The sequence below is a fragment of the Pseudonocardia parietis genome, from assembly GCF_017876315.1.
GTDB lineage: Bacteria > Actinomycetota > Actinomycetes > Mycobacteriales > Pseudonocardiaceae > Pseudonocardia > Pseudonocardia parietis.
Genome location: NZ_JAGINU010000001.1, coordinates 7,180,275 through 7,194,525 on the forward strand (window position 1 = coordinate 7,180,275; position 14,251 = coordinate 7,194,525).

The following is a 14,251-nucleotide window of genomic DNA, read 5'->3' on the forward strand; positions in this document are numbered from 1 at the left end:
ACACGATCGACATTTTCCCCACGCCATTCCGATCAACGGAGCGTACAGAGCACCGCAGCCGACTGCTACCCCGCGCAACGGTCGGTTCCCGGTGCGCAGCACGGGCTCCGTGTAGCGTCGGCCGGGTGCTGGCGATCGAGGGGCTCGCCAAGCGGTTCGGCACCGCGACGGCCCTGGCCGGAGTGACCTTCCAGGTCCGGCCGGGTGAGGTGTTCGGCTTCGTCGGCGGCAACGGGGCAGGCAAGACGACGACGATGCGGATCGTCCTGGGCGTCCTGGACGCCGACGCCGGGACCGTCTCGTGGCGGGGTTCCCCGGTGGACGCCGAGATGCGCCGCCGGATCGGCTACCTGCCCGAGGAGCGCGGGCTCTACCCGAAGATGCGGGTCACCGAACAGCTGGTCTACCTGGCGCGGCTGCACGGGATGTCCCGATCGGCCGCGAACCGGGCGGTGGACCACTGGACCGGGCGGGTCGGGCTCGCCGGGCGCCGGGGCGACGAGGTGCAGAAGCTCTCCCTGGGCAACCAGCAGCGGGTCCAGCTCTGTGCTGCCCTGGCCCACGACCCGGACGTCCTCGTCCTCGACGAGCCGTTCTCCGGGCTGGACCCGACCGCGGTCGACACCATGAGCGAGGTCCTGCGCGAGCGGGCCGCCGCCGGGATCCCGGTGATCTTCTCCTCGCACCAGCTGGAGCTGGTGGAGCGGCTGTGCGACCGGGTGGGGATCATCTCGGCCGGCCGGATGGTCGCCGTCGGGACGGTCGAGGAGCTCCGGGCCGGGTCCGCGGAGCGCTACGACGTCACCGGACCGCCGACCGGCTGGGCCGACGGGCTGCCGGGGGTCCGGGTGCTGGCCACCGACGGCGGGTGGACCCGGGTGGAGCTCGACCCCGGTACCGACGACCAGAAGCTGCTGGCCGCCGCTCTGGCGGCCGGGCCGGTGTACGCCTTCGGACCGCACCGGCCCCCGCTGACCGAGCTGTACCGCGACGCCGTCGCCGACCGTCCCACCGAGGTGACGCCGTGAAGCGGGCGGCCACCACGATCGCACTGGTCGCCCGGCGCGAGGTGACCACCCAGATCCGCTCACGGACCTTCCTCATCGGGCTGCTCCTGATGCTGGTCGTCTTCGGCGGGTACGGCGCGGTGTTCGCGTTCGTGGGGGCGCAGACCTCGGAGTCCTCGCTCGTGCTGGACGGGCAGGCCCGCGAGCTGCGCCCGGCGCTGCAGTCCGCCGCCGACCGCCGCGGCACCGAGCTGACGCTCACCGAGGCCGGCAACCGGGCCACCGCGGAGTCGATGGTCCGCGCCGGCGAGGCGGACGCGCTGCTCACCGGCGGACCCGGCACCTTCCAGCTGATCGGGCGCGACGACGTCGGCGCCGGGCTGCGTTCGCTGGTGACCGAGGTCGTCGAGCAACAGGCGGTGACCGACGCCCTGACCGCGGCCGGTGCCGACCCCGGGCAGGTCAGTGCCCTGTCGGGGGTGGGGATCCGCACCCTCGAACCGGCCGACCCGGAACGCGGGCAACGGGTCGCGCTCGCCCTGGCGGTGACGTTCCTGCTGTTCTTCTCGGTCACCGCCTACGGCGCCGCCGTCGCCCAGGGCGTGGTCGAGGAGAAGTCCGGCCGGGTCGTCGAGCTGCTGTTGTCCACGATCCCGGCGACCCAGCTGCTGGCGGGCAAGATCCTGGGTCTGGGGCTGGTCGGGCTGCTGCAGCTGCTGATCCTCGGCGGGGTGGGGACGGTGGTCGCGCTGGCCACCGGGCTGCTCGCCGTGCCCGCGGTGCTGCTGGGCACGCTGGCCTCGGCGGTCGTCTGGTACCTGGTCGGGTTCTTCCTCTTCGCGACGCTCTACGCCGCGGCCGGTGCGCTGGTGTCCCGGCAGGAGGAGCTGCAGTCGGTGACCGCGCCGGTCGCGGTCCCGCTGCTCGTACCGTTCCTGCTGGCCGTCGCGATCCTGCCGACCGATCCGCGCAACACCGTGACCACGGTGCTGTCGTTCGTGCCGTTCCTCTCCCAGACGCTGATGCCGGCCCGGGTCGCACTCGGCGTCGCGGCCTGGTGGGAGGTGCTGATCGCGCTGGCCCTGGCGCTCGCCGCGCTGGCGGGCATGGTCCTGTTCGCGGCGCGGGTCTACCGGAACTCGGTGCTGCGGACCGGGGCCCGGGTGAGCTGGCGCGAGGCGCTCAGGGGCGACGGGCGCGCTTGACGGCGTCGTAGCGGTCCAGCGCCTCCTGCCGCTCGGTCCTGTGGTCCACCATCGGCTCCGGGTAGCCCTGCGGGATCCCGTCGCGCAGCTTCCACGGCTGGTGCACGGCCTTGCCCGGCACCCCGGCGAGCTCGGGCACCCAGCGCCGCACGTAGTCGCCGCCAGGGTCGAACCGCTCCCCCTGGGTGATCGGGTTGAAGATCCGGAAGTACGGCGACGCGTCGGTGCCGGAGCCGGCCGTCCACTGCCAGCCGTGCTGGTTGGAGGCCAGGTCGCCGTCCACCAGCAGCTCCATGAAGTGCCGCGCACCCCACCACCACGGCAGGTGCAGGTCCTTGACCAGGAACGACGCGACGACCATCCGCAGCCGGTTGTGCATCCAGGCCTCGGCGCGCAGCTGGCGCATGCCGGCGTCGACGATCGGGAAGCCGGTGCGCCCCTGCTTCCAGCGGTCCAGGTCGGCGTAGGCGTCGTCGCCGGTGCGCAGCGGGAGGTGGTCGAAGGCCGTGTCGTAGTTCTCCCGGGCCGAGTCCGGGCGCCGGTACAGGACGTCGGCGTAGAACTCCCGCCAGGCGATCTCGGTGCGGTAGGCCTTGGTCGAGTCCTTGGTCGAGTCCTTGGTCGAGTCACAGTGGCGCCGGGCGATGTCGGCGAGGACGGTGCGCGGGTGGATGCAGCCGTACTTGAGGTATGGCGACATCCCCGAGGTGCCGAGCTTCGCGGGCATGTCGCGGTTCGACCCGTACTCCATGACGCCCTCGTCGAGGAAGTCCTTCCAGCGGCGCAGCGCCGCCTTCTCCCCCGCCTCGGGAAGCTCGGCCTCGACTTCCTCGTCGTCGGGGATCGGTACCGCGCGGGGGCCGCCGTCCTTCGTGGAAGGGTCGATCCAGCTGCAGGTCGACGCGGACGTCCCGGCCGGGGCCCGCCACCCGTGGTCGGCCCAGGCCCGGCTGAACGGGGTGAACACCCGGAACGGGCCGCCCTCGCCCTTCTCGACCCGGCCGGGGGCGACGGCGTACGGCGAGCCGGTCCGGATCAGCTCCGCTCCGGTCGCGGCGAGTCCGGTCGCCACGTTCTCGTCGCGCCGCGATCCGTACGGACCGAAGTCGGCCGCCACGTGCACGGTCCGTGCGCCGACGGCCGTCGCCACCCGTGGCACGACGTCCACCGGGTCGCCCCGCACGACCAGCAACCTTCCGTCGAGCGCCGAGTCGAGCTCACGCAGGCAGCCGTGGAGGAAGGTCTTCCGGGCAGCGCCGGCGGGACCGAGCAGGTGCGGGTCCAGCACGAACAGCGCCAGGGCCCGGTCCGCGGCGTCGGCCGCGGCGAGGAAGGTGGGCTGGTCCGCGACCCGCAGGTCGCGCCGGAACCAGACGACGGCGGTGCTCGGACTCATGTCGCCCGACGCTAACGACGCACTGCACCATCCGCTCGCCGGCTACGTCCGGACGACGGACGGCCCCGCCTTCCGGCGGGGCCGTCGGCGTGCGCGGCTACGCGGCGCTCAGCGCCGGCCCACCGGAACGTACAGCCGCTCGGCGGAGCCGGTGTACAGCTGACGCGGACGGCCGATCTTGTTCTGCGGGTCGTTCATCATCTCGCGCCAGTGCGCGATCCAGCCGGGGAGCCGGCCGAGCGCGAACAGCACGGTGAACATCTTCACCGGGAAGCCCATCGCCCGGTAGATGACGCCGGTGTAGAAGTCGACGTTCGGGTAGAGCTTGCGCTCGACGAAGTAGTCGTCGGCCAGCGCCTTCTCCTCGAGCGTCATGGCGATGTCGAGCAGCGGGTCGTTGACGCCGAGCTTCTTCAGGATCGTCTCGGCCTGTTCCTTGACGATCTTCGCGCGCGGGTCGTAGTTCTTGTAGACCCGGTGCCCGAAGCCCATCAGCTTCGCGCCCTGCTCCTTGTTCTTCACCCGGTCGACGAACGCGTCGACGTTGCCGCCCTCGACGTCCTTGATCCGGGTCAGCATCTCCAGCACGGCCTGGTTGGCGCCGCCGTGCAGCGGGCCGAACAGCGCGTTCACCCCGGCGGAGATCGAGGCGAACAGGTTCGCCTGGCTCGAACCGACGAGCCGCACCGTCGACGTCGAGCAGTTCTGCTCGTGGTCGGCGTGCAGGATCAGCAGGGTGTCGAGCGCCTTGGCCATGTCCGGGTCGATCTCGTAGGGCTCGGCCGGGAACCCGAAGGTCATCCGCAGGAAGTTCTCGACCAGGCCCAGCGAGTTGTCCGGGTACAGGAACGGCTGGCCGACCGACTTCTTGTAGGCATAGGCGGCGATCGTGAAGACCTTCGCCATCAGCCGGACGGTGGAGAGCTCGACGGCCTCCTCGTCGAACGGGTCCAGGGCGTCCTGGTAGAAGGTCGACAGCGCGCTGACCGCGGACGACAGCACCGGCATCGGGTGCGCGTCACGCGGGAAGCCGTCGAAGAAGCGCTTCAGGTCCTCGTGCAGCAGGGTGTGCCGGCTGATCCGGTTGGTGAACCCGTCCAGCTGCTGCTGGGTCGGCAGCTCACCGTAGATGAGCAGGTAGCTGACCTCGAGGAACGTCGAGTTCGTGGCCAGCTGGTCGATCGGGTACCCGCGGTAGCGGAGGATCCCGGCGTCGCCGTCGATGTAGGTGATCGCGGACGAGCAGGCGGCGGTGCTGGTGAAGCCGGGGTCGTAGGTGACCAGGCCGGTCTTGCCGAGCAGCTTGCTGACGTCGACGGCCTGCGACCCCTCGGTCGGGGTGTGCACCGCCATCTCGAACTCGCCACCGGAATGCTTGAGTACGGCGGAGTCGGCTCTGGCGGCGGTCTCGTCGGACATGTGGAGGTTCCCTCTCACAGCTGGAATCAATCGGGTCTCGGGCACACGCTAGCCCGCCGGATCCGATCCGCAGAACGCGGCGACGAGAGTCACCCCGGCGGATGCCCCGCGACCGGCGCCCGGTACCGCAGGAACTCCGGGAACCGCCAGATGACGATCAGCGTGCCGGCGATCACGGCCAGTCCGCCGAGTGTGGTGGTGAGCCCCGGTCCGATCAACTCGGCCGACGGTCCGTGCCACATGTCGGCGAGCCGCGGGCCACCGGCGACGACGACGATGAACACGCCCTGCATCCGGCCGCGCATCTCGTCGGTGGCCACCGTCTGCAGCATCGACGACCGGTACACCGAGCTGACCAGGTCGCCTGCGCCGGCGACGGCCAGCGCCAGTACCGCGAGGAACAGCGAGCCGGTGAGCCCGAATACAGCGATGCCGCCGCCCCACACGCAGATGGCGGCGACGACGGCGACGCCCTGGCGTTGCACCTTCTGCAGCCAGCCCGACAGCACCCCGCCGGCGACCATGCCCAGCGGGATCGCCGCGAACAGCAGACCCTGCTCGATGCCTCCCGCCGCCGATCCGCCGAACGTCGTGGCAGCCATCTCCGGGAACACCACCCGCGGCATCCCGAAGCCCATCGCGATCACGTCGACCAGGAACGAGACCAGCAGGATGCGGTGCATGCCGATGTAGCGGAAGCCGTCGACCACGGCCCGCAGACCGACCTTCTGCTTGCCGCCGTCGCCGGTCCGGGCGGAGCTGGGCAACGACGGCAGCCGCCACGTCGCCCACAGCGTCGCGAGCAGCGCGATCGCGTCCAGCAGGTAGAGCGTGGACAGGCCGATGAGCGGGATCAGTCCTCCCGCGAGCAGCGGCCCGAGCACCGCCCCGACCTGCACGACGGTCATGTTCAGCGCGTTCGCCGCCGGCAACTGCTCGGCGGGGATCAGCCGTGGGATGATGGCGCTGCGGGTCGGCTGGTTCATCGCGAGCATCGCCGACTGGAACGCGAACAACACCAGGATGAACCAGACGTTGCCGGCGCCGGTCGCCGACACCACCCACAGCGCCAGCGAGGTCAGCGCGATGCCGGACCCGGTGAACAGCAGCATCACCCGGCGGTCGACGGCGTCGGCGATCGCGCCGCCCCACAACCCGAACACCACGAGCGGGACCAGGCCGAACAGCCCGGTCAGGCCGACGTACGCCGAGGACCCGGTGAGCTGGTAGATCTGGATCGGGACCGCGACGACCGAGAGCTGGGCCCCGATCACGGTGACGATCCCGGCCGTCCACAACCGCCGGTAGGCGGGCGTGCGCAGCGGGGTCGTGTCGGCGAACGCCGACCGGAACAGACCGGTCACCCGGGATGTCGCCGACCGGGTCCGCGCGGTCGGGGCGCCGGCGGTGCTCTCGTCGGGGACCGGTCGTGTCGGCGACTCCCGGTCCGGGCCCGGCACGGGCTGCGTCGGCCCGTCACCAGGATCGTTGCGCGTGCTCACGGGGCCAGGTGTACACGGCGGGACGGTCCTGTCGCCTCGGGGTTCCCCCTACGGGGCCAGGCGGCGCACCGACCAGTTGTCGTCGCGGCCGGCGTCGAACCGCAGCCGGTCGTGCATCCGGTCCTCCCGGCCCTGCCAGAACTCGACCTGCCACGGCACGACCCGCCAGCCGCCCCAGTGCGGCGGCCGGGGGATCTCATCGACGCCGTCGAACCGGCTCGCGATGCCGGCCAGTGCCTGGTCGAGGACGTTGCGCCCGGCCACGACCGTCGACTGGGCGGACGCCCACGCCCCGAGCTGGGCGCCGCGCGGCCGCAGCGACCAGTAGGCGTCGGACTGGGCGTCGGAGCAGCGCTCCACCCGGCCGGACAGCTGGACCTGGCGGTGCAGGTCGTACCAGGGGAAGGTCGCCGCGGCGACCCGCGTGCGGTTCAGGTCGTGGCTCTTGGACGACGTGTAGTTGGTGTAGAAGACCAGCCCGCCCGCGTCCAGGCCCTTGCAGAGCACCGTGCGCGACGACGGCGCGCCGTCGGGGTCGGCGGTGGCCAGCACCATCGCGTTCGGCTCGGCGAGACCGGCCTCGCGGGCCTCCTCGAGCCACCTGGCGAGTTGCTCGTGCCAGCTCGGGGCGAGGTCCTCGACATCGAACGGCCGACTCGTGTAGTCGGTCCGCATCCTCGCCAGTGCCGGCGCGTCGGTCATGGTTCCCCTTCCGAGCTGGGTATTGCCCCGCCCGACCGTATGCGGCACCCCGTCGGACGTACACCCGCCGAACGGTCGGCGTGGCCCGCCCGGTCCCGGGGCCCGTGACCGATCACACCGGCCGGGCTCGTTGCCCGGTGCGGCCGCCGGGAGCAGGGTGACCTGCGATACCGAGCCGAAGGAGACGCGGTGACCGAATCCCTCGCCCACGAGATCCCTCCGCCCCCGCCGGGCTTCAAGTCCGGACTGGAGGGTCACGTCGCGTTCCGCACCGAGATCGCCGAGCCGGACAAGGACGGCGGCGCGCTGCGCTACCGCGGTGTCGACATCTCCGATCTCGCCGGCACGGTCACCTTCGGCGACGTCTGGGCGCTGCTGGTGGACGGCCGGTTCGGGCAGGGCCTGCCGCCTGCCGAGCCGTTCCCGATCCCGGTGCACACCGGGGACGTCCGGGTCGACGTGCAGGCCGCGCTCGCCATGCTGGCGCCCTACTGGGGCTATCGCCCGCTGCTCGACATCGACGAGGCCGAGGCCCGCGACAACCTCGCCCGCGCGTCGGTGATGGCGCTGTCCTACGTGGCGCAGTCCGCCCGCGGCATCGGCGTCCCGGCCGTGCCGCAGTCCCGGATCGACGAGTCCGCGACGATCACCGAGCGGTTCATGACCCGCTGGCGCGGTGAGCCGGACCCGCGCCACGTCGCCGCCGTCGACGCCTACTGGGTCTCCGCCGCCGAGCACGGTATGAACGCCTCCACCTTCACCGCCCGGGTCATCGCCTCCACCGGGGCGGACGCCGCCGCGTCGCTGTCCGGTGCGATCGGCGCCATGTCCGGCCCGCTGCACGGCGGTGCCCCGGCCCGGGTGCTGCCGATGATCGACGAGGTCGAGCGGACCGGGGACGCCGAGGCGCTGGTGAAGGGCATCCTGGACCGCAAGGAGAAGCTGATGGGCTTCGGCCACCGGGTGTACCGGGCCGAGGACCCGCGGGCCCGCGTGCTGCGCGACACCTGCCGTGCGCTGAACGCGCCGCGTTTCGAGGTCGCCGCCGAGCTGGAGCAGGCGGCGCTGACGGTCCTGCGGGAGCGCCGTCCGGACCGCCCGATCGAGACGAACGTCGAGTTCTGGGCCGCGGTCGTCCTCGACTTCGCCGAGGTGCCGCCGCACATGATGCCCGCGATGTTCACCTCGGCCCGGACCGCGGGCTGGTCGGCGCACGTGCTGGAGCAGAAGCGGGAGGGCAAGCTCGTGCGCCCGTCCGCGCAGTACATCGGGCCGGGCCCGCGCCGCCCCGAGGACGTCGAGGGCTGGGCCACGGTCACGAGCTGAGCGGGCTCCCCGTGGGTGCGTGGGTGCGCCGGATCGCCATCGACAGCCCGGCGGCGACCAGGCACAGCACCGCACCGCCGTACCACGCCGCGTCATAGCTGCCCAGCGCGTCGCGGATCACCCCGGCGGTCAGCGCCGCGAACGCCGCCCCGATCTGGTGCGAGGCGAAGATCCAGCCGAACACCACGGCCGACCGGGTCCCGAACGCCTCGCGGGCCAGCGCCATCGTCGGCGGCACGGTGGCCACCCAGTCCAGGCCGTAGAACACGACGAACGCGAGCATGCTGGCGTTCAGGTCGGTGCCGAACAGCGGCGGCAACGCGAACAGTGACACCCCGCGCAGCGTGTAGTAGGCGCCCAGCAGGTAACGCGGGTCGATCCGGTCGGTGAGCCAGCCGGAGAAGACCGTGCCGACCAGGTCGAAGATCCCGACCACGGCCAGCAGGGACGCGGCCGTCGTCGCGGGCATGCCGTGGTCGTGCGCCGCCGGCACGAAGTGCGACTGGACCAGCCCCGCAGTCGTCGCGCCGCAGATGAAGAATCCGGCGGCGAGCAGCCAGAACGTGCGGGTGCGGGCGGCATCGAGCAGCGCGCGGACGGCGAGCGCGGCGGCCCCCGACCGCCGAGGCACCACGACGTCGGCCTCGCTCCCGCCGTACGGGAGCACCCCGGCGTCGGCCGGATGGTCGCGCAGGAACAGCAGCACCACCGGCACGACGGCGAGCGCCGCCCCCGCCGTGACCAGCGCGGCCGGGCGCCACCCGCCGGACTCGACGACCGCGGCCACCAGTGGGAGGAACACCAGCTGCCCGGTCGCGGTCGCCGCGGTCAGGATCCCGGACACCAGCCCGCGCCGGGCCACGAACCAGCGGTTCACGATCGTCGCGACCAGTGCCATCGCCATCGACCCGGTACCTAGCCCGACGACCACACCCCACAACAGCACCAGCTGCCAGACGGCCGTCATGAACACGGTCGCCCCGGCGCCGACCGCGACGAGCAGCAGCGCGCAGCTCACCACCCGCCGCACGCCGAAGCGTTCCATCAGCGCGGCGGCGAACGGCGCCGTGACCCCGAACAGTGTGAGGTTCACGGCGAGGGCGAACGAGATCGTCCCGATCGACCAGCCGAACTCGGTGTGCAACGGTTCGACCAGGACGCCCGGGGTGGACCGGAACCCGGCCGCCCCGAGCAGCGCGAGGAAGGTCGCCCCGGCTGCCCACCAGGCCGGGTGCACCCGGCGTCCCCGTCCCGCCGCGCGCGGGGGTGCTTGCGTCATGCACCGAGCCTGCACCGGGCCGGCGATCGGTGACAGTGGCCGACAAGCCGATATGTGCAAAAATTCGGCCATGCCCACCGCGCCGCACCGGGTCGGAGTACTCGCCGTCGACGGGGTGATCGCCTTCGAGGCCGCGACCCCGGAGCGGATCCTCGGCACGGCGACAGCGCCCGACGACAGACGGCTCTACGACGTCCGGCTCGCCTCGCTCGACGGCGGGCCGGTCCGTACCAGCTCCGGCTACCGGCTGCTGCCCGAACACGGCCGGGAGGCGCTCGACGACGCGCAGACGCTCGTGGTCCCGGCGGTCGCAGCGGGTGGGCCGGGTCCGGCGGGGCGGCCGGAGCGTGAACCGGACCCGCGGGTGCTCGACCTGGTCCGCGCGGCCGCGTCGCGCGGGAGGGTGGTGGCGATCTGCACCGGGGCGTTCGTGCTCGCCGCCGCCGGGGTGCTCGACGGTCGCCGCGCGACCACCCACTGGGCGCACGCGAACCGCTTCCGGCGGAGGTTCCCGCAGGTCGTGCTCGAACCCGACGTCCTGTTCGTCGACGAGGGTGACGTGCTGACCTCGGCCGGTGTCGCCGCCGGGATCGACCTGTGCCTGCACCTGGTGCGCCGCGACCACGGCGCGGAGATCGCCGCCGCCACCGCGCGGCGCAACGTCGTCGCGCCGTGGCGGGAGGGCGGGCAGGCCCAGTTCGTCGAACACCGGCTGCCGGAGCCGCCCGGACCGGCCACCGCCACGGTCCGGGCCTGGGCCGTGGCACACCTCGATCGCCCGCTCGGCGTGGAGGAGCTGGCCGGACGGGCGTCGATGAGCGTCCGGACGTTCACCCGCAGGTTCCGCTCCGAGACCGGGACCAGCCCCGGCCGCTGGCTCACCGCGCGGCGGCTCGACCTCGTGCGACGGCTCCTGGAGGCCACCGATCTGCCGGTCGAGCAGGTCGCCGCCCGGTCCGGGTTCGGCACCACCGCGGCGCTGCGGCAGCGGTTGCACGCCGAGATCGGGATGGCCCCGCTGGCGTACCGGCGTTCGCACCGCGCCCCACGTCCCGAGGTGTGGCCCGGGGCACCGTCGGGTCCGCGGTGACCGGCCGTGCTGCGACACTGGGCGCCGTGACCTCTTCTGCCGACCTGAAGATTCCCGCTGATCTCCTGCCGTCGGACGGCCGCTTCGGATGCGGCCCCTCCAAGGTGCGCACCGAGCAGCTCTCCGCCCTCGCGGCGACCGGCGACTCGCTGCTGGGCACCTCGCACCGGCAGAAGCCGGTGAAGAACCTGGTGGGACGCGTGCGGGCCGGCCTCTCCGAGCTGTTCTCGCTGCCCGAGGGCTACGAGGTCGTCCTGGGCAACGGCGGATCCACCGCCTTCTGGGACGCTGCGGCGTTCGGGCTGGTCCGGGAGCGTTCGCTGCACCTGACCTACGGCGAGTTCTCGCAGAAGTTCGCCGACACCACGAAGGGCGCGCCGTTCCTGGCCGACCCGGTGGTCGTCTCCGCCGAGCCGGGCAGCGCGCCGGCCCCGGTGACCGACCCGTCCGTGGACGCGATCGCGTGGGCGCACAACGAGACCTCGACCGGCGTCGCGGTGCCGGTGGACCGGCCGGCGGGCACGACCGGGGACCAGCTCGTCCTGATCGACGCGACCTCCGGGGCCGGCGGCCTGCCGGTCGACGTGTCGCAGTCCGACGTCTACTACTTCGCCCCGCAGAAGGGCTTCGCCTCCGACGGCGGCCTGTTCATCGCCCTGATGAGCCCGAAGGCCCTGGAGCGGGTCGCGGAGCTGAACGCCTCCGACCGCTGGATCCCGCCGTTCCTGTCCCTGGCCACCGCCGTCGACAACTCGGCGAAGGACCAGACGTACAACACCCCGTCGCTGGCCACCCTGTTCCTGCTCGCCGACCAGATCGACTGGATGAACGGGCTCGGCGGGCTGGACGGCTGTGTCGCGCGCACCCGCGACTCGTCGGAGCGGCTGTACTCGTGGGCGGAGAAGAGCTCGTTCGCGCGGCCGTTCGTGACCGACCCGGCGCACCGCAGCCTGGTCGTCGGCACGGTCGACTTCGACGACACCGTGGACGCCGCCGCCGTCGCGAAGGTGCTGCGGGCGAACGGGATCGTCGACACCGACCCGTACCGGAAGCTGGGCCGCAACCAGCTGCGGGTCGGGATGTTCCCGGCGGTCGAGCCGGCCGACGTCTCGGCGCTGACCGCGAGCATCGACTGGGTCGTGGAGCAGCTCGCGACCTGAGTCCTCGTCGCCCCCGACGGCCGGGCCCGCCTACCCGCGGGCCCGGCCGTCGTGCGTTCGGCACCTGTTCCCCGGCGTGGGTTGCTTTCCGTTCCGTTGTTGTTGCGTGATTGGTAGCAACTTTTCGTAGTCACAGCAGTAACATCAGCCCCAGCTCTCCCTTGAGAAACGATTTGTGCGATCCTGCGCACGGTGAGTGACGTCGCTCGCGCGTCCCACAGCCAGGTGGCACTCACCGACCAGGCGGAACTCGCCCGGCGCGCCTCACCCGAGACGCCGCCGCGGGGATCTACCGTCACCCGGACGGGGACGACAGCAGGAGGATTGATCGATGCGCGCGTTGCGGGTCGTGGGGGTGACCGGGGACGGCTCGGTCGTCCTCGAGGACTCGGGACGTCGAGAGCGCTACACCGTGCCGGCCGACGAGCAGCTACGCGCTGCGGCGCGTGGTGACGTGACCCGGCTCGGCCAGATCGCGATCGAGTTGGAGAGCCAGTTGCGCCCACGCGAGATCCAGGCCCGCATCCGGGGCGGCGCATCGGTGGACGAGGTCGCCGCCGCGGCCGGCGTGCCGACCCAGAAGATCGAGCGCTTCGCCTATCCGGTCCTCCTCGAACGCTCCCGCACCGCCGAGCTCGCCCAGAGCGCGCACCCGCAGCGGGCCGACGGCCCCGACATGCGCACGCTCGGCGAGACCGTCGCGCACACCTTCGGGCTGCGCAGCCAGGACTACACGAGCGCCGGGTGGGACTCCTGGAAGGGCGAGGACGGCAAGTGGGTCGTCGTCCTCACCTGGCAGACCGGGCGCTCCGACAACGCCGCGCACTGGGCGTTCCAGCCCGGTGCCCACGGCGGCACCGTCGTCCCGCTGGACGAGCACGCCTCCGACCTGGTCGAAGGCCTGCCCGCGCGGCCGTTGCGCCCGCTCGGCGCCGTCGTCGACATGGCCCGGGACGACGATCAGACCCCCTCCGAGCCCGCCGCCGCGGCCCCCGCCCGGGCCGTCGCCGGTGGCCAGGCACCCTCGTCCGCCGAGTCGTGGGCCGGGCGCGGGATCACTCCCGAGCAGCGCCGGTCGAGCCCGTCGCGACCGCGAGTGGAGCCGCCCGCCCGCGGGCCGATGTCGCGCCCCGAGGAGACCCGTGCGCCGGCCGCCGACGCGCCCGTGATCCCGCGGGTGGCGAAGCCCGTCGAGGACCCGGTCGACGAGGCAGCAGACGAGGTCGTGGATGCCGCGGTGACCGACATGCCGGCGAGCGATCGGGACCCGGTCGACGCAGGGCGTGCGTCCGGCTCGGGCACCGACACCGCACCGGACATCGACTCCGCACCGGGTATCGGCTCCGCACCGGGCACCGTCGAGCTGCCGGAGACCGGCACCGCGGCGACCTCGGGGACGGTGTCGGACATCGGCGCCGCGTCGAGCGCCGGAACCGCGTCGGGCACCGGGACCGCATCGAGCACCGGGACCGCGCGGGACAACGGCAGCACGTCGAGCACGGGCACCGCATCGGACGGCCGGCCGGCATCGGACAGCGCCCCGGCCGCGGGGAGCAGCACGGCATCCGGTGGTACCTCGGTCGCCGGCGCCACGCCGGACGGTGGCCCGGACCCCGGCGCCACGTCCGGCGGCGATGCCGCAGCGACCACGGACGCCACACCGGCCACGGGCGTCGGGACCGACACCGCCCCGGAGCAGCGCACGTCCCCGCAACGTGACGGCGGCGGCGCCGCAGCATCGGGCGGGAGCACCGAGCAGATCGGGAACACTGAGCAGGCCGGGAGCACGACCCCGGCCGCGGCGACCGAGACGTCCACAGATGCGGGCACGGCAGGTCGCACCGCGAGCCACGCCGGCCAGGACGGCTCCGGGACGACGGACAGGGCGGCGACCGCACCTGCCCCGGCGGACGGAACCAGCGCCGAGCCGGCCGACACCGACGAGGACGACCCCGCCCGCCCGGCATCCTCGACCCCGGACGAGTCGTCGAAGCAGGATGCGGACGAGCCCGCCACACGCCAGCGCGGGAGCGCCGCATCCCGGCGGACGAAGAAGGGCAAGCCGGTGATGCCGTCCTGGGACGAGGTCCTGCTCGGCGTCCGCGGCCAACGCTGACCCGGTCTGTCCGGCCGTCGGCGCGTACCCCGTCAGAATCCTGGCCCCG

The 14,251-nt window shown here is 72.9% G+C and carries 11 protein-coding genes; 6 read left to right on the top strand and 5 right to left on the bottom strand.

Annotation, left to right across the window (positions count from 1 at the left end; all coding sequences use genetic code 11):
* Positions 1 to 125 precede the first annotated feature (125 nt).
* Together JOF36_RS33935 and JOF36_RS33940 are read left to right on the top strand one after the other, a co-directional pair.
* The gene (locus JOF36_RS33935; protein WP_210034850.1) at positions 126 to 1,028 is read left to right on the top strand and encodes an ABC transporter ATP-binding protein; all 903 of its coding nucleotides are present in this window, start codon (positions 126 to 128) and stop codon (positions 1,026 to 1,028) included.
* A complete protein-coding gene (locus JOF36_RS33940) occupies positions 1,025 to 2,212 on the top strand; it encodes an ABC transporter permease (protein WP_210034852.1) in 1,188 nt (395 codons plus the stop codon). The genes JOF36_RS33935 and JOF36_RS33940 overlap by 4 nt, the downstream gene beginning before the upstream one ends.
* Here the strand turns inward: JOF36_RS33940 and JOF36_RS33945 are convergent.
* The 4 genes from JOF36_RS33945 to pdxH form a co-directional block, all read right to left on the bottom strand.
* Positions 2,190 to 3,608: a cryptochrome/photolyase family protein gene (locus JOF36_RS33945; RefSeq protein WP_210034854.1), complete on the bottom strand. Its 1,419-nt coding sequence runs from the start codon at positions 3,606 to 3,608 to the stop codon at positions 2,190 to 2,192. The genes JOF36_RS33940 and JOF36_RS33945 overlap by 23 nt on opposite strands.
* Positions 3,609 to 3,716: 108 nt before the next feature.
* Entirely contained in the window at positions 3,717 to 5,027 is a 1,311-nt protein-coding gene (locus tag JOF36_RS33950) for a citrate synthase (protein ID WP_210034855.1), read from the bottom strand.
* Positions 5,028 to 5,116: 89 nt separating this feature from the next.
* On the bottom strand, positions 5,117 to 6,529 hold the full coding sequence (locus JOF36_RS33955) for an MFS transporter (protein WP_307862726.1): 1,413 nt from the start codon (positions 6,527 to 6,529) through the stop codon (positions 5,117 to 5,119).
* A 48-nt stretch (positions 6,530 to 6,577) separates the two neighbouring features.
* The gene (gene pdxH, locus JOF36_RS33960; RefSeq protein WP_210034856.1) at positions 6,578 to 7,231 is read right to left on the bottom strand and encodes a pyridoxamine 5'-phosphate oxidase; all 654 of its coding nucleotides are present in this window, start codon (positions 7,229 to 7,231) and stop codon (positions 6,578 to 6,580) included.
* A 189-nt stretch (positions 7,232 to 7,420) separates the two neighbouring features.
* On the opposite strand from pdxH, the gene JOF36_RS33965 reads away from it, so the two are divergent.
* Positions 7,421 to 8,557, top strand: a complete 1,137-nt coding sequence (locus JOF36_RS33965) for a citrate synthase 2 (protein WP_210034857.1) — start codon at positions 7,421 to 7,423, stop codon at positions 8,555 to 8,557.
* Here the strand turns inward: JOF36_RS33965 and JOF36_RS33970 are convergent.
* Complete coding sequence (locus tag JOF36_RS33970; protein ID WP_210034861.1) at positions 8,547 to 9,836, bottom strand: MFS transporter; 1,290 nt, start codon at positions 9,834 to 9,836, stop codon at positions 8,547 to 8,549. The genes JOF36_RS33965 and JOF36_RS33970 overlap by 11 nt on opposite strands.
* A gap of 70 nt (positions 9,837 to 9,906) precedes the next feature.
* Here JOF36_RS33970 and JOF36_RS33975 point away from each other — a divergent pair, with 70 nt between their 5' ends.
* The 3 genes from JOF36_RS33975 to sepH all read left to right on the top strand — a co-directional run bounded on the left by JOF36_RS33975 (position 9,907) and on the right by sepH (position 14,202).
* Positions 9,907 to 10,926, top strand: a complete 1,020-nt coding sequence (locus JOF36_RS33975; protein ID WP_210034862.1) for a GlxA family transcriptional regulator — start codon at positions 9,907 to 9,909, stop codon at positions 10,924 to 10,926.
* Between the two features lie 26 nt (positions 10,927 to 10,952).
* The gene (serC, locus tag JOF36_RS33980) at positions 10,953 to 12,086 is read left to right on the top strand and encodes a phosphoserine transaminase (RefSeq protein WP_210034863.1); all 1,134 of its coding nucleotides are present in this window, start codon (positions 10,953 to 10,955) and stop codon (positions 12,084 to 12,086) included.
* A 331-nt stretch (positions 12,087 to 12,417) separates the two neighbouring features.
* A complete protein-coding gene (sepH, locus tag JOF36_RS33985) occupies positions 12,418 to 14,202 on the top strand; it encodes a septation protein SepH (protein WP_210034864.1) in 1,785 nt (594 codons plus the stop codon).
* Positions 14,203 to 14,251 lie beyond the last annotated feature (49 nt).